Source organism: Photobacterium sp. HL06 (assembly GCF_059552575.1).
This window is the reverse complement of the sequence record NZ_CM183915.1, coordinates 292,945-315,600: the sequence shown is the minus strand read 5'-3', so window position 1 is coordinate 315,600 and position 22,656 is coordinate 292,945. Positions and strand designations below refer to the sequence as shown.

12 protein-coding genes and 1 pseudogene are annotated in these 22,656 nt (G+C 44.5%); 10 read left to right on the top strand and 3 right to left on the bottom strand.

Annotated features, from left to right (window positions below; all coding sequences use genetic code 11):
* Positions 1-484 precede the first annotated feature (484 nt).
* The 6 genes and pseudogenes from AC51G0_RS19940 to AC51G0_RS19915 all read left to right on the top strand — a co-directional run bounded on the left by AC51G0_RS19940 (position 485) and on the right by AC51G0_RS19915 (position 9,608).
* A complete protein-coding gene (locus AC51G0_RS19940; RefSeq protein WP_496303392.1) occupies positions 485-1,609 on the top strand; it encodes a serine hydrolase domain-containing protein in 1,125 nt (374 codons plus the stop codon).
* Between the two features lie 201 nt (positions 1,610-1,810).
* Positions 1,811-1,972, top strand: a pseudogene (locus AC51G0_RS19935) (alternative ribosome-rescue factor A); the annotation flags it as partial.
* Positions 1,973-2,451: 479 nt separating this feature from the next.
* A complete protein-coding gene (gene torR / locus AC51G0_RS19930; protein WP_496303391.1) occupies positions 2,452-3,183 on the top strand; it encodes a two-component system response regulator TorR in 732 nt (243 codons plus the stop codon).
* Between the two features lie 101 nt (positions 3,184-3,284).
* The gene (locus tag AC51G0_RS19925) at positions 3,285-6,467 is read left to right on the top strand and encodes a cache domain-containing protein (RefSeq protein ID WP_496303390.1); all 3,183 of its coding nucleotides are present in this window, start codon (positions 3,285-3,287) and stop codon (positions 6,465-6,467) included.
* A 230-nt stretch (positions 6,468-6,697) separates the two neighbouring features.
* Positions 6,698-7,279, top strand: a complete 582-nt coding sequence (locus AC51G0_RS19920) for a PadR family transcriptional regulator (protein WP_496303389.1) — start codon at positions 6,698-6,700, stop codon at positions 7,277-7,279.
* A gap of 253 nt (positions 7,280-7,532) precedes the next feature.
* The gene (locus AC51G0_RS19915; protein WP_496303388.1) at positions 7,533-9,608 is read left to right on the top strand and encodes a methyl-accepting chemotaxis protein; all 2,076 of its coding nucleotides are present in this window, start codon (positions 7,533-7,535) and stop codon (positions 9,606-9,608) included.
* A 147-nt stretch (positions 9,609-9,755) separates the two neighbouring features.
* Here AC51G0_RS19915 and AC51G0_RS19910 read toward each other — a convergent pair whose 3' ends face one another.
* Entirely contained in the window at positions 9,756-11,111 is a 1,356-nt protein-coding gene (locus tag AC51G0_RS19910) for an alpha-amylase family protein (protein WP_496304158.1), read from the bottom strand.
* A gap of 308 nt (positions 11,112-11,419) precedes the next feature.
* The gene (locus AC51G0_RS19905) at positions 11,420-13,513 is read right to left on the bottom strand and encodes a methyl-accepting chemotaxis protein (protein WP_496303387.1); all 2,094 of its coding nucleotides are present in this window, start codon (positions 13,511-13,513) and stop codon (positions 11,420-11,422) included.
* A gap of 411 nt (positions 13,514-13,924) precedes the next feature.
* On the opposite strand from AC51G0_RS19905, the gene AC51G0_RS19900 reads away from it, so the two are divergent.
* A complete protein-coding gene (locus AC51G0_RS19900) occupies positions 13,925-16,648 on the top strand; it encodes a cation-translocating P-type ATPase (RefSeq protein ID WP_496303386.1) in 2,724 nt (907 codons plus the stop codon).
* 31 nt (positions 16,649-16,679) lie between these two features.
* Here the strand turns inward: AC51G0_RS19900 and AC51G0_RS19895 are convergent, their stop codons facing one another.
* Positions 16,680-19,169 carry a Lon protease family protein gene (locus tag AC51G0_RS19895; protein ID WP_496303385.1) on the bottom strand — a complete coding sequence of 830 codons (2,490 nt, stop codon included), beginning with the start codon at positions 19,167-19,169 and terminating at the stop codon, positions 16,680-16,682.
* A 175-nt stretch (positions 19,170-19,344) separates the two neighbouring features.
* Here AC51G0_RS19895 and AC51G0_RS19890 point away from each other — a divergent pair, with 175 nt between their 5' ends.
* The 3 genes from AC51G0_RS19890 to AC51G0_RS19880 all read left to right on the top strand — a co-directional run bounded on the left by AC51G0_RS19890 (position 19,345) and on the right by AC51G0_RS19880 (position 22,615).
* Positions 19,345-20,094 (top strand): PHP domain-containing protein, encoded by a 750-nt coding sequence (locus tag AC51G0_RS19890; RefSeq protein ID WP_496303384.1) that lies wholly within the window; start codon positions 19,345-19,347, stop codon positions 20,092-20,094.
* Positions 20,095-20,226: 132 nt separating this feature from the next.
* Positions 20,227-20,685, top strand: a complete 459-nt coding sequence (locus tag AC51G0_RS19885; protein WP_496303383.1) for a ferritin-like domain-containing protein — start codon at positions 20,227-20,229, stop codon at positions 20,683-20,685.
* A gap of 115 nt (positions 20,686-20,800) precedes the next feature.
* Positions 20,801-22,615, top strand: a complete 1,815-nt coding sequence (locus AC51G0_RS19880) for an ABC transporter transmembrane domain-containing protein (protein ID WP_496303382.1) — start codon at positions 20,801-20,803, stop codon at positions 22,613-22,615.
* The last annotated feature ends 41 nt before the right edge of the window (positions 22,616-22,656 follow it).

The following is a 22,656-nucleotide window of genomic DNA, read 5'->3' as shown; positions in this document are numbered from 1 at the left end:
GGTATTGTAACGGCTATACCGAACAATAAAAGTGGTTTCGTGCCCCAGATCTCATTTCAAAGCTCATCGGATGAGTGTTTTTCATTATATATCAAGGTGATAAACGGATTTCACCTTTAGTGCAAATAATCTAATAAAACGTGCGTGAGTTACTCAATGAGCATGATTTCTCAATAAAACACTATTTTCAGCGAACACTTGTACACAGGAAATACTATTTTAAGCGAACACTTGTAAGCGGAAAAAATAATTTAACCAAATTGATAGCAAATATATGCATCATGTTAAAAGAGTCCAATAAAATAATCATAGAGGAAATTTAAGTATATTTCTTGAACTATTTTCTTATAAATGAACATTTTTGTTCTATTTTATGACACTTTATTGTTATCGAGTTTGATTCTCAATACAGAGAAGATTAAATGTTGCTGTTAGCCACTACCCTTAGTGAAAACTCGATAAGGCTGGTGTTACTGTGTCATTCATGCTGTACAGACTGTTGCCTATCGCCCTTGCATTGCTTTCAGGTGGTACTGTTCAATCAGCACCCAAGGATGAGATAGTTTTCGCGCTTGATAGCTATGTAAAAAAGTCTGTGAAACAAGGTCTTCCTGGAGCCTCGTTGGCCGTCATTGTCAATGGAAATATTCGACTGTTACGTGGCTATGGGGTAAAGAAAGCGGGTGGCAGTAAAAGGATCAACTCGGCGACCGTGTATCCCTTGGCGTCGATATCGAAAACGTTCGCCTCGGCAGCGACATCGATTTTGGTTGATAAAGGCCTGATTGAGTGGGATACCCACGTCGTGCCTTATCTCGAGAACGTGGAGTTCAGTGATCCTGAACTGGGCAAGACGTTAACGTTACGGCACCTCCTTTCCCATACCACAGGCCTGGTTGCCCAGGCTTATTCAGATTTGCTTGAAGACAATGTCAGATATACACGTATCCTTCAGATGCTAAAGCGGGTCAAATTTGTCTGTACCCCCGGTAAATGCTATAGCTACCAAAACGTTATCTACAACCTCAGTGCTGATATGCTTACTTTGGCATCGGGGACTGACTATTCAACACTAGTCAAAGAGCAGGTATTTATTCCGCTTAAAATGGAGCATGCCTCATACGGCTATGACGAATTCCTGAACGCATCCAACCGGGTGGTGCCACATGTCAAAGTGAAATCAGGATGTGCGGCCGTGAAGCCGGTACCTTATTACTATAAGGTTCCCGCCGCTGCCGGCGTCAATGCCAGTGCGCAGGATCTGGCGAAATGGATGTTGGCACAGTTTGGTCATAATCCAACGGTTTTGCGTTCATCAGCCCTGGAAGTGATGCACAAGCCGCATATCAGGGCGAACCAGTATCGCTACCGGGCCAAGCTGAGCAATGTGTATTACGGTTTGGGCTGGCGAACTTTTGATTACAGAGGGATCAAAGGTTTTGTCCATCATGGGGGGTGGGTAAAAGGCATCCGGACTGAAATGGTGTTCAATCCGCTCACCCAAACAGGCATGGTCTTTTTGACTAATTGTGAAACAGATGTGGCAAGAGAGATTGTGCTTGAGTTTTTGGCTCTTTATCGTAAATTTTTTGAAAAAGACAGTGGCTAATTATCAATAAATACAAGACCATAGTAGATGTACCAAACTGGCTTAATTGATGGGTTTGAATTTTGGTGCTCAAGCAGTAAAATTGAACCTGTGAGAAATCATATAGCCACTATCATCTCAACAATAATTGTTAATGTAAGGAATAGAACGATGGCGAAAAAACGTAAGTTAAAGCTGGTGGAGAATACCCACCCAGCTGATATGAATGAGCAGCAGACAGAGCTGGGGCGTGGAACGATTCAGGATAATGCCCTGAAAGCTGCGGTGACTAGTAAGTTATTCAGAACACGTGTTGTGAAATCGAAAAAAGGCAAGGGGAGCTTTCAGCGCAAGGACAAGCATTCAGGACGAGAGTCCTATTCAATAGCTGCATAATTGCTGTTATTGCATAGGGTTCTTTTTCTGCATTACCTTCCATACCTTTGCGCTGATGTTTGAGCCACTGAGTGAATTTATACCCCATGAATTGCACTTCACCTGAGGCGACACTCGATATTCATCGGCCATATTTCAGCGAATGAAATTGTTCATCTCGACTCTGTTGAGATGCCCGCCTTTTTGCTGGGTGTAAAATGCTCAAGTTGATTATTAATCGATCTGCTCCCTATTTGTAAAAATACGCCAATATAATCAGGCTTGTTGATATAAAAATATAGGCAAGATGTTCGCGTATTTGCGACCTGGAATTCTTGGCTTTGGGCTTTTGTGATTATTATCAACAGATAAGATACGAATGAGTAATATACTGGCATAATAATAGTGGTGCGCCATATGATACATGAAGGTAATTCATTCCAGGAATGATCATCTAGCCACAATACATGGCTGAATACTGAGAACTTATGACTTACAAGACCTTGATTGTAGAAGACGATCCTATCCTTAGGATGAAGATTAAGGGCCATTTCGTCCAGGCTGGCCACACCGTTTTTGAAGCTGATAACGGTGTCGTGATGAAAGAGATCCTGAACAGTGAGAAAATCGATCTGATCCTGCTGGATATTAACTTACCTGGGGAAGATGGAATAAAGCTAACCCGCGATGTGAGAAACACATCTGACATTGCTATTATCTTGGTCACTGGCCGAACTGACCCAATCGACCGGATTCTTGGCCTTGAAATGGGGGCTGATGATTATGTAACCAAGCCTGTAGAACCTCGAGAGCTGTTGGTACGTGCCAAAAACTTGCTTTGGCGTATCCAGCTAACCCGGGATGCTTTGGAGCAGGCCGAGGCGGCCTGGTCACAACTGGAAAAGGATGATAGTCGATTCCGGTTTCTGGATTTTGAGTTTGATGTTGCTCAGCGTCAGCTGTCAAAGGGTATTGATATGGTTAGGCTAACCAAAGCTGAGTATGAATTGTTGGTCGCTTTCATTACCCACCCCAACCGAGTTTTAGGTCGGGACAGGCTTCTAAATCTGATTTCTCACCGAGTTGATACACCGAGCGATCGTACCATTGATGTCTTGATCCGCCGACTGAGAAACAAGATGGAAGAAAGTATCAAAAACCCCAAGATTTTTATTACCGTACACGGTGAAGGGTATCTGTTTGCTCCAGAAGTCGTTTAGCTATGACTGTTTAGGCTGCAACGTAGTGAATAGAGCGCAAGTTGGGCGGTAACAGCCTGACTTTGTGGTGACCAGCCCAGTGTAACCAAAGGTTTAGCCCCATGAATTTAACAATTAAAGCCAAGCTTTCACTTATTATGTGTGCCTCATTGCTTACAATGAGTGGATTTTTTATTACCAGCCTTAAGAATACAGAAAAATCTGTTCTTGAGGTAGAAAGCCACAATGTAAGTGTGAAAGTAGCTAAGTTATTGAACAATAACTTAAAGGGGCAAGTTGATACGGTTACCCGCTCAATTTCCAGGTATTATGAGAACTCGAAGCTAGAAAATATCAAAGCAGAGTTAGCAACTGATATCGTAACGTTTAGAGATACCATCGAAAGTATATATAAAAACAGTACATCCGCTAGCGATGCGAAAATTAGCATTAATGCTTTTATAAATGAATATCAGTGGGATAGCGGGCGATATATTTTTGCTTATGATGCTACATCGATTGTTAATAAGGCTAACGGTGCAAACCCCAGTATTATCGGCACAAGTGCGTATAATAAAAAGGATACTAAGGGTAATTACTATGCACGAAATATAGTTTATGCCGGAAAAACCAATACGATTGGTTTTAGTCGTTACCACTTTTTAAATCCGGTCACTCAAAAAGTTGAAGAAAAATTAACGGCATCCGTTTATTTCAAGCCGCTAAACCTGGTTATTGCGACGGGTGAGTACATCAGTACATTAAGACAGGATAAACTTGAAGCTGCACTTAATACCATAAGTTCATCGAAATATGGTCAAAATGGCTACTTTTGGGTGCAGGATAAGAACGGTGTAATTCTAGCTCACCCTAAGGCAGCTATTGTCGGTACTGTTGTTTCCTCAACAGAGCAAGTCGCAAAGAGTATCAAAGGAAAGTCTGAAGCATTTGTTAAAACTGCTTATGAAAATCCGACCACTAAACAAACAGAAAACAAAATTGTCTATGCCAGAAGTATTTACCCTGAATGGGGGTGGACCATTGCTACTGGTACTTATGAGAGTGATATCACGAACATTCAAGATGGACTGACTAGTTCTACAGCAGAAATATTCCATGACAAGGTATACATGAGTATTGCTACTGCCGCTGCACTGTTGATTATAGCTCTGCTAGTTGCTACCTGGTCGATTAATAAGATTGTTAAAGGTTTAGTGATCCTCAAAGAGCGTATTGATACATTATCGACTGGCGAGGCTGACTTAACCTCGCGGTTAGATATTACTTCAAATGATGAGCTGGGCGACATTGGTAAATCGGTAAATAATTTCATTATTTATCTGCAATCTATGATCTTGGAAATATCGCAAGCCTCTGCCGATATCACTGATGGCATCAAGCAATCAGCTGAAACGGATCAAGTCGTCGTGGCCATTAAAAATATGAACTCGGCACGAGGTATAGATACTTCTAGTGTTACCGAGATGGCTGATAACACCCACAAAGACAATCACAAAGTGCTGTTGGCGAAAGATGATGTACTTGAAGCATCTGGCAGTATGACAGCGGCAATAAAAAAGCTGGCGGCTGGTGACTTATCTGTTGATATACCGCGGGGGAGCAGCGAGGAGGTAGGTCATCTTGCGGATGCAATTTCGGTATTTAAGAAAAACGCATTAGCATTACGTGAACACCAAAATGAACTGCAAAAATTGGTTGATGATCGTACTGCTCAGCTTACTGAGGCTAATGATGCACTCAATAGCGAAGTTGAAGAACATGCTAAAGCCCGAGAACAGGCTGAGCAGGCTAACAAGGCTAAATCAACGTTCCTTGCCCACATGAGCCATGAGATCCGCACCCCCATGAATGGGATAATGGGGACGCTACACCTCCTTGAAAATACGACCTTAGATAACAAGCAAAAGCGCTACGCAAAAACCATCACTTCATCGGGTGAAATTCTGATGGGGGTACTTAACAATGTCTTGGATTATTCAAAAATTGAAGCTGGACATTTTGATATCAATGACACGACTTTTCATACAGAGTCTACTGTAGCCAATGTTGTTAACATGCTTAAAGCCAGGGCCACAGAAAAGAACATTAAACTAACCTATGTGGTAGCAGGTAATGTCCCAATATGTTTGCGTGGCGACTCCAATAAGATCATCCAAATTCTCACAAATTTGATAGGTAATGCGATTAAATTTACCCATCAGGGAAGCATTACGCTCCATGTGCTGATCAAAGAGCAACTAACCCAAGACCGGCTTTTACTCTCGTTTGAGGTATTAGACACCGGTAAGGGGATCCCAAAAGAAAAGCAGGCTATTATTTTTGAGCCTTTTGAGCAGGCGACTCACTCTGAAGGCGGTACCGGGTTAGGTCTACCTATCAGCAAAAGATTTGCTGAGATGCTTGGTGGTGAATTGACGGTGCGCAGTGCTCCGGATATCGGTAGCAGCTTTATTCTTACGCTACCCTTGGATGCTGCTGATGTGTGTGAACTGGCTCCCGCAGACGAAAGCGTTGCAGTGAGTATCCCATCATTAAATATACTGCTGGTAGAAGATGTTGAAACAAATGTATTGGTCGCCCAAGGCTTCCTGCACAAGCTTGGCCATAAAGTTGTTGTGGCCATGTCAGGAGAAATGGCACAAAATGCGATTGATAATCACCATGTCGATATGATCTTAATGGACATTAATTTACCGGACACTGACGGCGTGACGCTGACTCATCAATTGAGAGAAAAAACGGATCGCTATATACCTACTATCGCTTTTTCTGCCCATGTTTTCCGGCAAGACATCGAATCATACCTTGAGGCTGGCCTCGATGGTTTCTTAGGTAAACCGGTACAGTTTGAACAAATGCAAACAGTCATAGCGAATGTCTACAGTGGTCAATACTGCAAGTACGAGACTGTCGGCTATGAGGGAAAGGAACCGATTGCAATTCTATTTGATCACTCAGTGTTAGAAGAAGACAGGCAAATACTCGGAGATGGCTTGGTATGTGATATGGTGAATATGTTTTACGAACGCTCGGCTACCCTAATCAACGAGATCAAAATTCAGCAATCAGCCAAAGCACTTGAGGCGCCAGCTCATAGCCTTAAGAGCTCTGCTGGAGCGATAGGTTTAATAGCACTTAGTAAAGCATGCGAGGAACTGGAAATAGCTTGTATGCAAGATGCTGATGAGCAGGAATTAAATAGACTGTCGGCGGCTTTATTTGCTGTCTATTCTCCTTCTATTGACAGGCTGAGAGAGGAATTTGAGGCAATTGAGCAGGAGTAATCGCGGGAGTGTTGATGGGTAATTTTAGTCGCGAAGCAAAGCCAATACACAGAAATAATATCAAGAAGGGGATCTGTTCATATTTTTACGCATTTCTTTAATACTTGTTCCTAAAAAAAATGCATCATTTGTAGAGCAACTGATTGCAGGTGAGGTGTTGCAGAGGCCAATTAGCCAAGATTTCTGCAAGAACCAGTACTTTTGTTGTATTTTTTAAAAGGATAGAAGAGATGTCACTACAAAATGTGATTTTAACCGTGCTGAGCAACCGTGACGCTTCCGGCTACGATATCACCAAAGAATTTTCACACAGCATTGGTTATTTTTGGAAAGCGAGTCACCAGCAGGTGTATCGCGAACTCAATAGAATGGCCAACAATGAATTGGTAACCTGCCGGGTTGAGCTGCAAACAGGCAAACCGGATCGTAAAGTCTACACTATTACCGAACTGGGGCGACAGGCTCTGTTTGAATGGTTCCAGGCTCCTGCTCGAAATCCAACAATTCGCGATGAGGTCTCAGCCAAACTCGTTGTATGTAGTGTTCATAATTCAGAACCCATGCAGCAACAGCTTGAGGCACTGATCCAAGAGTCTCATACCCTAATGAACAACTATGAAGAGCTGGAGAAAATTTACTTCGCCGACTACAAGAACATGGATCGCCAATCTCGCCTTAACCGCCTGACACTGCGTCGTGGCGTGCATAACCGTCAGGCGTGGGTTAACTGGGCAGAAGAAGTTCTTATTGAGCTGAAAGAACTCGATAGTGCCGAGAGCAGTTGTGCAAAAGAGGCCAGCCCTTGTGTATAGCCAGCGATATGCTGAAATTATTGAATAATAAGTATAAATAAAGTTAGCCTAAATAGGCTGGCTCAATATTTGTTAATAGGTCAGAGTGATATTTTTATTGCTTATAATGGCTGGGATTTTTATTTGGTTGTTGGCAGTTGCGAGATTAATAATATTATTCCAACAACCTTCATGAGTTGTAATTGTATTGCCAATACAATTAATGATTTGATTTACTTTTTTAAGACATGAGTACAACCAAAGGTTTAGCCCAATGAATCTAACCATAAAAACCAAGTTGGCAGCATTGTTATGCGTTCCATTACTCATCATGAGTAGCTTTTTTATTGTAAGTCTGATTGATACTGAAAAGGCAGTACTTGAAACGGAAAGTAGCAATGTAAACGAGAAGGTAGCTAAGCTATTGAATGATAGCTTAAAGGGACAAGTTGATACTGTCACTCGTTCTATTTCTTTTTATTATGAGAACTCCAAACTAGAAAATATTAAAACAGAGTTGTCGTCTGATATTTCGACATTTCGAAGCACCATTGAAAGGATATATAACAATAGTACGTCTACCGCTGAGGCGATAATTAGCATTAATAGTTTTATCAATGAGTATAGGTGGGATAATGGGCGATATATTTTTGCGTATGATGCCACCACGGTGATAAACAAAGCAAATGGTGCCAACGCCAGTATTATCGGCACCAGTGCTTATGATAAAAAAGACACCAAAGGTAACTATTACGCAAGGAATATTGTCAAGGTGGCCAAAGCTAATGCTATTGGCTTTACCAGCTATCACTTCTTAAATCCGGTAACCGAGAAAGTAGAGGAAAAACTCTCGGCGTCAGTCTACTTCGAGCCATTAAACCTGGTTATTGCGACAGGGGAGTACATCAGTACGCTCAGACAGGATGAGCTTGAGGCCGCTATTGATACCATCAGTTCATCGAAATATGGCCAAAATGGCTACTTTTGGGTGCAGGACAGGGACGGAAAGATCCTTGCTCACCCCAAAGCCGAAATTATTGGGACTATCATTCCGTCTACAACAACAAAAGTTGCCGACAGTATAAAAGGCCAATCAGAAGCCTTTGTTAATATTTCTTACGAAAACCCTACAACCAAGCAAATAGAGGAAAAAATTGTCTATGCCAGGAATGTTTATCCAGAATGGGGGTGGACTATTGCAACGGGTACTTATGCGAGCGACATAACAAATATTCAGGACGGGTTGACGCAAGCAACAGCCGAGATTTTTGAAGACAAGGTGTACATGAGTATCACTATTGCCATTGTTTTGCTGGTTTTCGCATTGCTGGTAGCTGCCTGGTCGATCAATAAGATCATTAAAGGCTTAGTGCTTCTCAAAGAACGTATTGATACCTTATCGACGGGGGAAGCTGACTTAACGTCGCGAATAGATATCACATCTCGCGATGAGTTGGGTGATATTGGTAACTCGGTAAATAACTTTATCATTTATCTGCAGTCCATGATCCTGGATATATCACAAGCCTCTTCGCATATCACCGATGGTATCAAGCAACTTGATGAGCAGTCAGAGCAAAACAATCAAGCGCTGATCCAGCACGCTTCAGAGACCGATCAAGTCGTAGCCGCTGTTACAGAAATGAGCTCAACAGCAGAGACGGTCGCCCACAGTGCCAACGAGACAGCCGCTAATACGCAAAAAGCCAATGACGAAGCGCTGGTGGCAAAAGGAGATGTACTCGAAGCGTCAAGCAGTATGAGGGAGCTTGTGGATGAAGTCGATGCTGCGTCATCGAGTATTAACACCATGAACGAGAACACCCTCCAGATTGTCAGTGTGTTAGGCGTGATTGGAGAAATTGCAGATCAGACTAACTTACTGGCGCTCAATGCCGCAATCGAAGCGGCACGAGCCGGGGAGCAAGGACGTGGTTTTGCCGTGGTTGCTGATGAAGTACGATCGCTTGCTGCGCGTACCCAAAGCAGTACTGCAGAAATTAATGAAATCCTAACTAAATTACGTCAAGATGCCTCCAGTGCGGTTGCTGCAATGGAAGTGACAAAAACCAGTTGTGAACGTACAGCAGACAACGCCGGGCGGGTATCAAACAGCTTGGATTTGATGACTGGCTCTATTGTCGAAATCAACGACCTTAGTACCCAAATTGCTACCGCTTCTGAGGAGCAAAGCTCGGTAACTGAAGAAGTCAGCCGTAATATGAACAACATCCGCGAGATGGTTTATGAGTTGACCCAAAATGGGCAGTCTACAGTGGACAGCACGCAAAGTTTAGCTGCAGCGAACGCACAACTGAATGCTCTGGTCAGCAAATTTAAATTGCAATAGGCCAAGGCTTGAAAATCATTCAATTGTAATATGAGTGGATAAAGTAAATATTGCTGGTTATCTCATGGGGTAACTTTGATTGAAACGAAAAAGGGCGAAACAAAAAGTTATCGCCCTTTGTTGCGTCAGCCTTAAAGCTTGTCTTTATTACAAAGCAAGCATCCGTGCAGTCTGTGCAGGCACTGACAAAGTGTGGTAACGCGAAGTAATGGTCTCGCTGTGGTTGCTCAGCTTGTCCTGATACGGCATATACCAATTGAACTCAACGTTATAAGTATCGATGGTATAAGAACGCTCTTCACCACACTTATTAATGGCGACGAGCCCTTGTTTATCACGTTTGAAGATCAACAGACACTGATCACTATAAAGGGTCTCCATGGATTTTCCCTGCATCGCATTGTGAAAGCTGATCATGCTGACCATATCACTGCGGTTCCAGACGTTATTCCATCGTCCGTTATCTTTGTCCTCATCAGCTGACAGCGCGTCGCTATAGATAAGCGGAGTGCCACCGTCCTTACCTAGAATGTATGCATAAGCCAGCTTTTCGTTGGTTGGATCCATGATCTGGTAACGGAAACCATCATTGGTCGGAATATCGTGAGTGATGGTAAAGGTGATAGCCCGGTCATTAGGTAAGGCTTGTCCGTAAGCCTGCGGATCATGAAGTTGAGACATACTGCCGCTATAGGAAAATGCTGCCCGGATCGAGGCAAATAGAGGGAAGTCGTAAGCGCTATGGTTAGTATCGTTCAAATAGGGTTCCAGGAACGAATGGTAGTCGTTACTTCCTTTGCCGCCACTGGTGATCACTTCGCCAAAGACATGCATACCCGCTGTGATTTCCGGGGTAAATACTTGGCTGATCTGATAGTTACTCATATGCTTGACGGCATCAACACGGAAGCCTTTGACCCCCATATCTTTAAGCGCCTGCAAATAAAGTCGTTGCTGGCCGACAACCCAGGTATTTGGATCTAGATCCGGTAAGCCAGTATCGCCGTTACCACCGCATAGCCGCCAGTATTGCACGTGTCCAGGGTTCCCCCAGTCTGTGATACACCCGGCCGGATGGAAGTCGTTGGCAGAAAATTGTCCAAGACTGAGGTCGCCAAACAGTTTTTGCTTATTCATGTATTCCATATTTTGGCTGTACTGGGTCAGCAATTCACTCCCTGGGTAATTCAGATCACTTCTTTTCCAGCTTTCGTTGGCCATATGATTGAGTACGATATCTGCGTAGACATCGACTCCTTCTGCTTTTAGGGCTGCAATCAGTGCCTGTAAGTCTTCTTTATTACCCACAGGTGAGTCGATTAAGCGAATATCCTGTGGCTGGTAGCGTGCCCACCATTGATCGCCTGTTGATTTTAGCGGTGGTGAAATGAGGACTTTCTTATAGCCGGCTTGTGCAATTTCCTTTGCCTGACTTGTGATGTCACTGTATTTCCAGTTAAATGCATGAAGAACGGTATCTGCATGCGCATTGGATGCAGCCATTCCCACACCTAACAATGCACCTACGAGTAATGCTTTTGTTGTTTTGTGTGATGTCTGTAGTTTTTTTGATGTAGTGGTTGTATTTGACATAATGTTGTTCTTAGTTGCTATTGGAATACATGGGAGATTATTTATTAAGCGCCTGAATGGTTAGCGCTTTTTTGCTCTTGTGGAAGTGATATCTCGAACAGTAGTGATGATATTGTTAATAGTGTGAATAACTGAACGTTATGTAGGGCTACGGCAGAAAAAAGCGACCGGTGTTGGTCGCTTTTAGTTAAGGGGGCGGGGTGGTTCTGCCGGGAAGTTTAGGTCTTAAACTTATTCAGTTCTTTATGAAGCTCAGTGGCTTTATCCGCTAGTTCTTCACTGGTGGCGAGTGATGAGGTCATACTATCCGTTACTTCGGCTGCGGTATCATTAATAACAACAACATTGCGGTTTATTTCTTCTGCCACCGCGCTTTGCTCTTCGGCTGATGAGGCGATCTGATTATTCATATCATTGATCACTTCAATTGCATCATTGATTTCAGCGAGTGCTTGTTGGGCGGCTTGTGTTTCTTCTTTTGTGTCCATCGCTTGTTGCTGGCTATGTTGCATTGATACCACGATTGACTGGGTATCTTGCTCTAGGCGGCCAAGCATTGAACGGATCTCTTCCGTTGAGGTTTGGGTACGGGTTGCCAGATTTCGAACCTCATCGGCAACAACTGCAAACCCACGGCCGGCTTCACCTGCTCGTGCCGCTTCTATTGCCGCATTGAGCGCAAGTAGGTTAGTTTGATCGGCAATACCGCCGATCTCAGATAAGATACCCTGAATGGCGGCGCTTGATTGTGCAAGGCTTTGGATTTGCTCCTGGGCTTTATTGACTCGTATTGCCAGATCACCAACGGCGGTGGCAGTATTATCCATTTGCCCCATACCACTGATACTGCTTGATTGGACCTGGCTCGCAGCCGCTGCTGCCTGTACAGCCGAGCCTGCAACATCCTGTGCGGAAGCACTCATCTGATTAATCGCCGCAGCCAATGAGTTGACTTCGTTGACCTGCTCAATCAGCTTCTCTTTGGATCCTTCAGCTTTTGCTTTACCTTCCAGAGCACTGTGGTCAACTTGATCTGCTGTCTGTTTGACGGTGCATAGCGTTTCTTGCAAACGAATTAAGAAGGTATTGAACCAATGGGCTAATTGGGCTGTTTCGTCTTTGCCCTTAACTTCAATTCGGTAAGTGAGATCACCATCACCCTGGGCGACATCTTTAAAACGCTCAACAAGGTTAGATAGTACCTTGCCGAGTGAGTTGGCAATGATAGCGATAGCCGCAATACCAAGGACTGCAGCGATTAGGCCAGCCAACACACCTTGTTTAATGGCATCATCATTTTGGGCGCTAATCCAATTCTCAAACGATGTAATACTTTGGCTCAGTTTGCGGCTAGGTACGGAAACCATCACGATCCATGGCGCACCGGAGGTATCTACAGAGGTAATGGCATATTCATCTGAGCCAATAGTGATTAGGTCGATGCCATTTCTCCGAGCCAAATACTGGATCTCAGACCATTGCGAAGAGAGCTCGCTAGCGACTTTTCTCCCAACTTGAGTGGGGTCACCACTATTAGCCAGTACAGCCCCTTGCCAGGAAGAAATGATGATATTTCCTTCACCATTAAATAAATCACGAGCGAAATTTTCACTTTGCCCCTGGAGCTCAGCCAGAGATAAGTCAAAACCCAGCGAACCAACAATTTGACCATTGACTTTGATCGGCTGGCTGATTGTGGTGATGAGCTCCTCTTTACCCCGAACTGGATACATGTAGGGCTCCATGACAAAAGTTTGTCCGGTTTCGAATGGCATTAAGTGCCAATCATCAGTTCGCTCGCCATTGCTATTTAAGGCAGTGTTGCTAAAGCTTTCCATTGCAACAGGATCAAAGCTATTGTTGGAGTTTGGAGAGAAGAAGGGGGCAAGGTAGCCTTTACTATTTATTGCGTCAGCAGCATGAATTTCAGAAGCTTTCGGCCATGTTTTTTGTTCCCACACCATGTAGCCCGCAAAGACTGCCCGATCTTGAGCTTCTAAAGCAGCCGTAAATTGTTTAACAATGATGCCTGCACCAGCCTCACTTTCACCACTTAACTCAATAATGGATCGTACTTGATTTAAGTTTGCTAGAACCGGGAAAAGTTGGTTAGCGATTGTTTTGCCTTGCTCAGATGCAGTGGCCTTTAAATTAAGGTTTGTTGCATCACTTAACTGAATTTTAACTTTGTTGCTAACTTGTTGATTGACATTCGTGAACGCTCTTGTCGTCATTCCCATTGCAATGAGTAGTGTAAATGCCATAGCAATACCAACGCTGATGGCAATACGTGTTCTTATTGTATTAAACACGAAAAATCCTTGTATATTTATATGGTTATTATGATTACTGCTAATTGTGCTGAGACTTTTCTAATCTTACCGTGTTTTATAAAATTAAATATTGTCGGTAAAATCGTAACAAAAAAACTGGAATTAAATTATATACAAAAATAATTAACAGGATGTGAGGGTATATTAATGCTATGTATGGATTAATGAGCATCTATTAATATCATGGTGGTTAGTTTATCTTGGGTATATATAGATAACCTTGTTGTGGAAATAAAATGAATTTATCAAAATCATTTATGGCGATTGGGGTGTGCTACAGCTTCTTTGTTGTAACTAATTGATTAAGCGGTATTGCCAAGATTTACGTCTATTCTTATCACAGCAGAACCTTGTATCTAATGGCTGGGTTGTTTTAGTGAGATAAAGCATATGGCGTCAGATTCATTGAAAGAAACAATACGATTAGCACGAACCGGGCAAGACTCCCCAGCATCTGGCACTGTTGATGAGAGGTGCGTGGCAGGCCTGACACAAAAGAGAGCAGAAGAGTTACTGAGCATACATGGCGTTAACCTGCTTCCTGAGCCTCCGATGCCGGGTTCGGTGCACATTTTTTTTCGCCAGTTTTTGAGCCCATTTATTTATATTCTGCTTATTGCTGCAATTGTGTCATTCCTGCTGGGGCAAAATCCCAGTGGTGTCTTTATTATTGTGGTATTGATCCTTAATGCCATTATCGGAACCGTGCAGGAATATTCTGCGCAACGCTCTGCCGCCGCGCTTCGTAACATGGTCAAAGGGGTAACCCATGTTATTCGTGACAACACTCCCCGTACGGTTGATGTTGAGGAGGTAGTCCCCGGAGATTTGGTGCTGCTATCTTCTGGCGATAAGGTTCCTGCCGATGTGATCCTGGTCAGCAGCCAAAATTTAGCGGTAGATGAATCGATGCTGACGGGCGAATCGCTGGCGGTGAGCAAAAACTACCAGGCCAAAGTGGAGGAAGGGGCACCACTGTCGGAGCGGATTAACCAGTGTTTTGCTGGCAGTATCATTACCCATGGTCGTGCGCAGGCGGTTGTCACTGCCACGGCACTCAATACTGAAATTGGCCGAATTGCTCGCCATGTTACCCAAGAGCGGGTCTCTGAGCCGCCGTTAATGATCCGCATCCGTAATTTTACCTACCAGGTCGCAGGTGGCATTTTTGTCGCTATTTTGGCGCTCACTATCATGATGCTGCTTAAAGGCGGTTATGACACAGAAGCGATTCTGTTAATGACCATTGGTCTGGCGGTCTCGGTGATCCCTGAAGGTTTACCTGCGGCATTAACGGTTGCATTGGCTATTGGCATGAGGCGAATGGCCAAAAACAGTGTGATTATCCGTAAGCTGATTGCGGTGGAATCTCTCGGTTCATGTACTTTTATCTGTTCGGATAAAACGGGCACGCTAACGGTTAACGAGCTGACAATCCGCCAGGTGGTTTTGCCGGATAACAAGGTTGTCCATGTTACAGGCGAAGGTATTTCTCCTGGAGGTGAAGTCTGTGCTGGTACAGAGCAACAGCACCTGCAGCAGTTGTGTATCGCGGGGGTGTTGGCCAATGAAAGTCACCTTAGTTATGCCGGGGGAGAGTGGGTTTCTGACGGTGATATTGTCGATGTTGCTTTCCTGGTGCTAGCCAAGAAGCTGGGCCTGTCAATTACCCAGCTACGGCAGCAGCAAACCCAGCTAGAGCTCATTCCCTACGAGCCGGAAAATGCCTATTGCGGCAGCCTGAACCTTGATGGTGAAACAGCGTGGCTTTATGCCAAAGGAAGCCCTGAGAAGATGCTGAGCATGTGCAGCAAGATGGAGACCTTGCATGGCTCGGTGGATATTGATCGACCTCTAATCGAGAAACAGTTTGAATCGATTGCCCAGCAAGGATATCGGGTTATTGCCTTGGCAAAGAGAGAAGTGATAGAGAATAGCCACAGGCGGTTGGAGCAGATGCACTTTTTAGGCATGGTGGCGATGATTGATCCGGTACGCCAAGAAGCTTTCGATGCGATCACCCGGTGTCGTGAAGGCGGGATAGAGGTGGCGATGATCACAGGAGATCACCCTTCAACAGCAAAGTCGATTGCGATGGAGCTTGGTTTGTGTGGCCAGTATGACACTGTTGTTACTGGCACTATGATCCATCAGGCTAATGCGAAGGGGCCAAAACATGCTGATGAGCTGATTAGGCCTATCCGGGTCTTTGCCCGAATTGAGCCGCAACAAAAAGAGCAGATTGTCGATAGCTTTATGCGCCAAGGCCATTTTGTTGCCGTTACCGGCGATGGGGTTAACGATGCCCCGGCAATGCGCCAGGCCAATACCGGTATTGCGATGGGAAAACGTGGCACGGATGTGGCAAAAGAAACCACTGATCTGATTATTACCGATGACAATTTTTCCTCTATCGTTTCCGGCATTGAGCTGGGGAGAGTTGTTTATAACAATATACGCAAGGTTATTGCGTTGCTGGTGGCGACTGGTTTTTCCGCCCTGTGGTTGTTCTTCTTGTCAGTTGTTGCCGGATTGCCGATGCCGATGGTTGCAGTACAATTGCTATGGCTGAACTTAATCGCCAATGGCTTACAGGATGTCGCACTGGCATTTGAACCGAAAGAAGGCAATGAGTTAACAAGTAAGCCAAGAAATCCCAGCGAGCCTATCTTCGAAAAAATTATCATCGAACATGTCGTTATCTCTGGAACCGTAATGGGAGGGCTAGCATTTGTTCACTATTACTTGGCTTTGGATTCTGGGCAATCCGTTGAGCAGGCAAGGAACCTGACCCTGATGCTTATGGTCTTATTTGGCAACATTCATGCGCTGAACAGCCGCTCTGAAACTCAGTCTCTCTTTTCATTATCACTGTTTTCAAACCCATTTTTAATGTTAGCGGTACCGATTGCCCAACTGGTCCATATTGCTGCAATGTACACGCCGGGGATCAGTGATGTCTTGGCGATCCAACCTATTACACTTGTTCAATGGAGTCAGCTATTACTGATTGCCTGTAGCTTACTCCTGGTTGAAGAGTTTCATAAATGGTGGCGGCGTCGATTAGTTAGCGCAAAGAGTCAATTTCTACCGCCATCTGAAGGGAGGGAATGATGAATGAACAACAGTGACGCTGCTTTTATGCTTATCTTTTCCTTGCTGAATTTGACCCATTAAGAAAGGATTTTTGGGCTCTGTTCATCTGTTTGATGCGGGAAATAATCGCGGCGTTGATGCTGTGTGCGGGGTATTGTTTCTTTGCATTGAGCTTACCCATAGGAATGCCGGTAAGTAGGGTCATAACCTGATCGATATGATCGACAGCCCAAATATGAAAACGTCCTGCAGCAACCGCTTGGCGTACTTCTTCGTTTACCATCAGGTGGACTATATTGGTTTTCGGGATGATCACACCCTGTTCGCCAGTTAATTCACTCGCATTGCAAATATCATAAAAACCTTCGATTTTTTCGTTAACTCCGCCGATAGCCTCGATATTACCGTGCTGATCGATAGCACTGGTAATGGCAATGTTCTGTTTTAGCGGAACCTGCGCTATAGCTGACAGTAATGCGCATAGCTCTGCAGTCGACGCACTATCACCGTCAACCATACCGTAGGACTGCTCGAATGTTAGGGTCGCAGAGAAGGATAGTGGTTGTTTTTGTTCATATTGCTGGCGTAGAAATGCCGTTAAAATCATAACTCCCTTGGAGTGGCTAGGGCCACTCAGGTCGACCTCTCGCTCAATATTCATGACATTGCTTGGCCCAAGGTGCACCGCTGCAGTGATCCGGCAGGGGCGGCCAAACATATTCTCATCCACACTAATTACCGAGAGTCCGTTAACTTGCCCTATTTTTTCGCCTTGGGTGTCTATTTGGTTGATTCCACGGTGAATATTGTCATTCACACATTCCTTAAGGTAACCGGTTCTAAATTGTTTGGCATCAATGGCTTGTTGAACGGCCTTAACATTGATCACTTCATTCTTATTTTGCGCCGCCCAGTAGTTAGCTTCGACTATCACACTGCTAATGGCGCCTCGATGGAGGGTCAGTTTTTCTCCGTCCGCAACCTGCCGTGCTGCAAACTCGATGATCCTTGCGACGGCGGCGCGATCAAGCGGGCGGGTTTGTGCTTCACTTTGCAGCTGTTTGATAAACTGCGAGTAGAGCAGGCAGGATTCCGGGGTTCTGCTGATCTCTTCCGAACAGTCAGCCTGTATCTTAAATAGCTGACCGAAATCAGGATCGTACTGTTTTAGCATGTAATACATCATGCGATCACCAACCAGGATGACCTTAACATCAAGCGGAATAACTTCGGGCTCTAAGCTTGCAATTGTGTTGACGCTAAGTAGTTGTTCCAGAGGCTGGATACGTAGCTCGTTAGAAAGCAATGTGCGCTTGAATACATCCCAAACGAAGGGTTTGTTGAGCAACTGGAGGACATCGATGACTAAGTAGCCCCCATTGGCTCGATGAAAGGCGCCAGGTTTTATTAAGGTAAAGTTAGTGATAAAAGTCCCGAGCTCGCCCTTGTGCTCAATTCGGCCGATAAGATTGGCGTAGGTTGGATTGTCCTCATAGATGATCGGTGAGGTAGCTGTCTTGCTGTTATCGACAATGATATTTATATCGTAAGCGGTAAAAGGGCTGAAGCTGAGTTTTTGACCGGTATACTCGTTGACTTCAGTTTCGAGGCTACCGTTAAAGAGTGGGATATTTGCCAGTACATGCTGCATGAGGTTGTCAATGTAGTGCTTGACGGGCTCGATAGCCATCAAGTCTGTGGGTAGTTGCCCGACAAGGTAATCAAGAGTAATCGCTACAAATTCACGCTCTAACAGATTTTTTTTATCTCTCATTTCCTGATCCCATAATGGAACCTGCTTGAGCAGATTGACTAATAGTAGCCGTAGCTCTTCGATGGACTTATCGATCTTTTGCTGTTCTTTTGCGGGTAGTTTTTCGAAATCCTCTTTACTGAATACTTTACCGTCTTTAACGGGGTGAATAAGGTAACCATTCTTGGACCTTTTTAAGATGCAGCCTTGTTTTTTTGCTTTATCTTCAATAGATTGAAATGCTTCAATTTCCCTTTCGTTAAGTTCATTTTGCAGTTGTTCAGTATTGTGGACATAGTCTTCATTCTGCAATAACGAAGGAATGGTTGTTTTTAGCTCCTCAATCATTTGTTGTACTTTTTGTTGGAGCCTGTGCCCCATACCAGCAGGCAGTTGAAGCGCAACGGGCTTATTGGCATCTTGGAAGTTATTCACATAGCACCAGTCAGACAGTGCTTTGTTTTTATCACAGTGCTGTGCCAGAAGTTGTTGTGTAATTGTATGCTTGCCTAGTCCCGCTGAGCCCATTACAAAAATATTAAAACCATTTGATGGGACTCCTATGCCTAGTTTGATTGCCTCCACGGCGCGTTCGAGTCCTAGAGGGGGCCCTACCGCCTCTATATCGTCGGTAGTATCAAAATCAAACTGGCTGGGATCGCAGGAGTGAAAGAGTTCTGAAGCATTGAGTTTTGTTGGTTTGGAAACGGGCTTTGAGTGAGCCGAATGGTGAGCAGAAACCACCTCCTTACTTTGTTGACTGGCTTTTGACGAGGAATCTTTCATAGCGGTGGGCAACCTGTCATTGTTGTGATACCGCTAAGTATAATAATCAATGGCATTTGTTTCTGAATTTACCCCAATCTTAATGAGGTTGAAGGGGTATCCTGGAGGTTTATGGCAACTGAAAAAGGCGCTTCAATATAGAGCGATTTCACCTATCTTTAATAGGGAGGCCGTTATGATTGAATTTGATAAAATATCCGATTTTTTTTCGGGTTTTTATGAGTTTAAGCCAAGTGATGAGTGTATCTATCTAGATTTTCATCTACATACTACCGCTTCAGACGGCTTTAATACTCCGCCTTTTTTACTTGAGTTCTTGAAAGATAAAAAACACCTGATTTCGATAACAGATCATAATGAAATTGGGGGGGCAGTAGCGGCCTGCGATATCGGTATTAATAATGTGCCAGGCATCGAGCTGGGGTGTGATGATGGCTTTGAAATTCTGGTTTATTTCAAAAAGATACAAGATCTTGAAGAGTTTTATACCCGGGAGGTTGAAAAGAACAAACACCGCTATAGGATGGCCAGAACAAATAAGGATATTTATTATTACCTTGATTTACTGACAGAAAGGAAATGTTATATCTCGATCCCTCATATCAATGGCCTTGCGCAGAAAAATTATTTGAAAAATAAGCCTTACATTAAAAATGTACTCAATGAAGTCGATGCTATTGAAACCTATAATCATGCCTTGCCTAAAAATAGGAATATTAATGCTCAGATAATAAGGCGGGCGTATCAGCTCGAGGCAACATTTGGTAGTGACGCGCATATCAACCGTGAGCTGTTGTCATTTTATCGTCTTCTTAATAAGGAAGAAAAGCTGCACCATAAAATGATGAATAATCTGTTTAAGTTACCGATGATATCAGCGCTTGCCCATAAGCACATGATACATATGCTGAAAAGGAAACACTAAGAGGCTAATGCGATAACTTAGCCTACAATACGGCGATTCTTTATCTCGACTAAAATTGTTACTGGTTACTTTCACTCTAGGCTGTGGCTTCGGGCCACGGGTTGTTGCTTTGTTGCAGACAGGTAAGGGTTGATGATGAATGATAGTGAAAAACAACAAGTAGTCGATTTATTGAATAATATTATGGAAGTGGAGCTGGCGGGCGTGGTTCGCTATACCCATTATTCTCTAATGGTATTTGGTTACAATCGTATACCTATTGTGTCTTGGCTTAAAGGGAATGCTAATGAAGGCCTTGCTCACGCACATAAGGCGGGTGAGCTGGTTACCTTGCTGGGCGGGCACCCATCACTGAAGGTTGGTCCTCTGCTGGAGACCCGTAAACACGATATTGGCGATATACTTAGGGAAAGCTTGGAACATGAAAAATCGGCTCTGGCATTGTATTACAAGCTGCTTCAGTTAGCTGAAGGCAAATCGGTATTGCTGGAGGAGTACGCAAGGGAAATGATATCCCAGGAAGAGCTCCATCTTGATGACGTCGATAAGATGCTCAGAAAGCCAGGAGATGTAAAGCCATTTCATAGCTAAGCTGAGTCTCAGCAGCAGGGATGCTGCACTGTTACCGCTCCAGTCACAGTCCATTCCTAATTCATCCATTCCGGCGTATTATCTTACACCTTTGCAGCCAAAAACACGGTAGGTTATGTCCCACGGCAATAGTGATAGCACTCAACATAAAAAAGCACTGGATACACTGGCGCCAATACTTAGGTTTATAAAGCCATATAAAACGATGGTTGTCGCAGCACTGTTGGCTTTGCTAGTGACGGCGGTTGTCAGCCTGTCAATCGGGCAGGGTGTGAAGATGATCATCGACAATGGCTTTATTGCAGGGTCAAAAGAGCAGCTAGGCCAGGCAATTGGTGTGATGATGGTCATGATCAGTATTTTGGCTGTCGGTACTTTTACCCGTTTTTATCTCATGTCCTGGTTGGGGGAGAGGGTCTGTGCTGATATCCGCAAGGCTGTATTTGACCGCCTGCTCGAGCTTCACCCAAGCTATTTTGAAGAAAACCGTAGCGGTGAGATCATGTCTCGACTGACGACGGATACTACTTTGCTGCAATCTATCATTGGCTCTTCATTTTCAATGGCACTACGCAGTGCTCTCATGTTAGCTGGTGGCTTGCTTATGTTGGTGCTTACTAACTTGAAGTTGACCATGATGGTGATGGCTTGTGTGCCTGTCGTGTTGTTGCCAATGCTTTATTACGGTCGCAAGGTACGCCGCCTAGCGAGAAAAAGCCAAGACAGTATTGCCGATGTTGGGACATATGCGGGAGAGATCATCCAGAACATTAAGGTGGTTCAAAGTTACACCCGAGAGAGCCAGGAGAAGGAGGCTTTCAGTGTTGAAGTCGAAACCGCTTTTGCTGTTGCCCGGCAACGGGTAAAGCAGCGGGCAGTCTTGATTGCCGCTGTCATATTCTTGGTGTTTGGTGCCATTAGTATCATGCTGTGGGTTGGCGGCATGGATGTGTTGGCCGGTAAGATCAGTGAAGGGGAGTTGGCGGCGTTTGTTTTTTATGCCGTTATGGTTGCCATGTCTCTAGCGACGATTTCAGAAGTTTACGGTGAGCTACAGCGTGCTTCGGGATCGGCTGAGCGTTTGTTTGAATTATTGGCGGTGGAAAGTGCAATTCAAGCGCCGCGGCAGGTGGTGCAATTCGATGGTTCAGCCGATACTGTTATTGCTTTTGACCAGGTAAATTTCAGTTACCCGTCACGTCCCAATAGTGCTGCGTTGAAAGATATCAACCTTGATATTAAAAAAGGCCAGGTTGTTGCTCTGGTGGGGCCATCGGGCGCCGGGAAAACCACGCTGTTTGAACTTCTACAGCGTTTTTATGACCCATCACATGGAGAGATCCGATTCAAAGAAGCGCCAATCCAGCAGCTCGAACCTCAACACCTTCGCCAGCAGATGGGCATGGTGCAACAACAGCCAACCATGTTTAGCTCTGATGTTTGGCACAATATCCGCTATGGTCGCCCCGACGCCTCTGATGAAGAGGTGATTTTGGCTGCCAAGCGGGCGCATGCCCATGAGTTTATTCTTGAATTACCTGAAGGGTACAAGAGCTACTTAGGTGAGCAGGGTGTTCGCTTATCTGGCGGGCAGAAACAGCGTATAGCGCTTGCCCGGGCCATCCTTAAAGATCCTGATGTGTTGCTTCTGGACGAAGCTACTAGTGCTTTAGATGCCGAGAGTGAGTTTCATGTCCAGGCTGCCTTGAACGAGTTAATGGAAAACCGTACGACATTGATTATTGCGCACCGGCTTTCTACCGTTATTCATGCTGACATAATAGTATTATTGGATCAGGGAAGAATATTGGCCCGTGGTACCCATGCGCAGTTACTGGAGCACTCTGAATTGTACCAGCGGCTCTGTGAGCTGCAATTTGATACCTCTGAAACCGAAAGAAGTCGGCAGGTCAACGATATTAAGCAGTGAGAGAACGCGAGTTATTGCACAGGGCTATCCATACTGAGGTA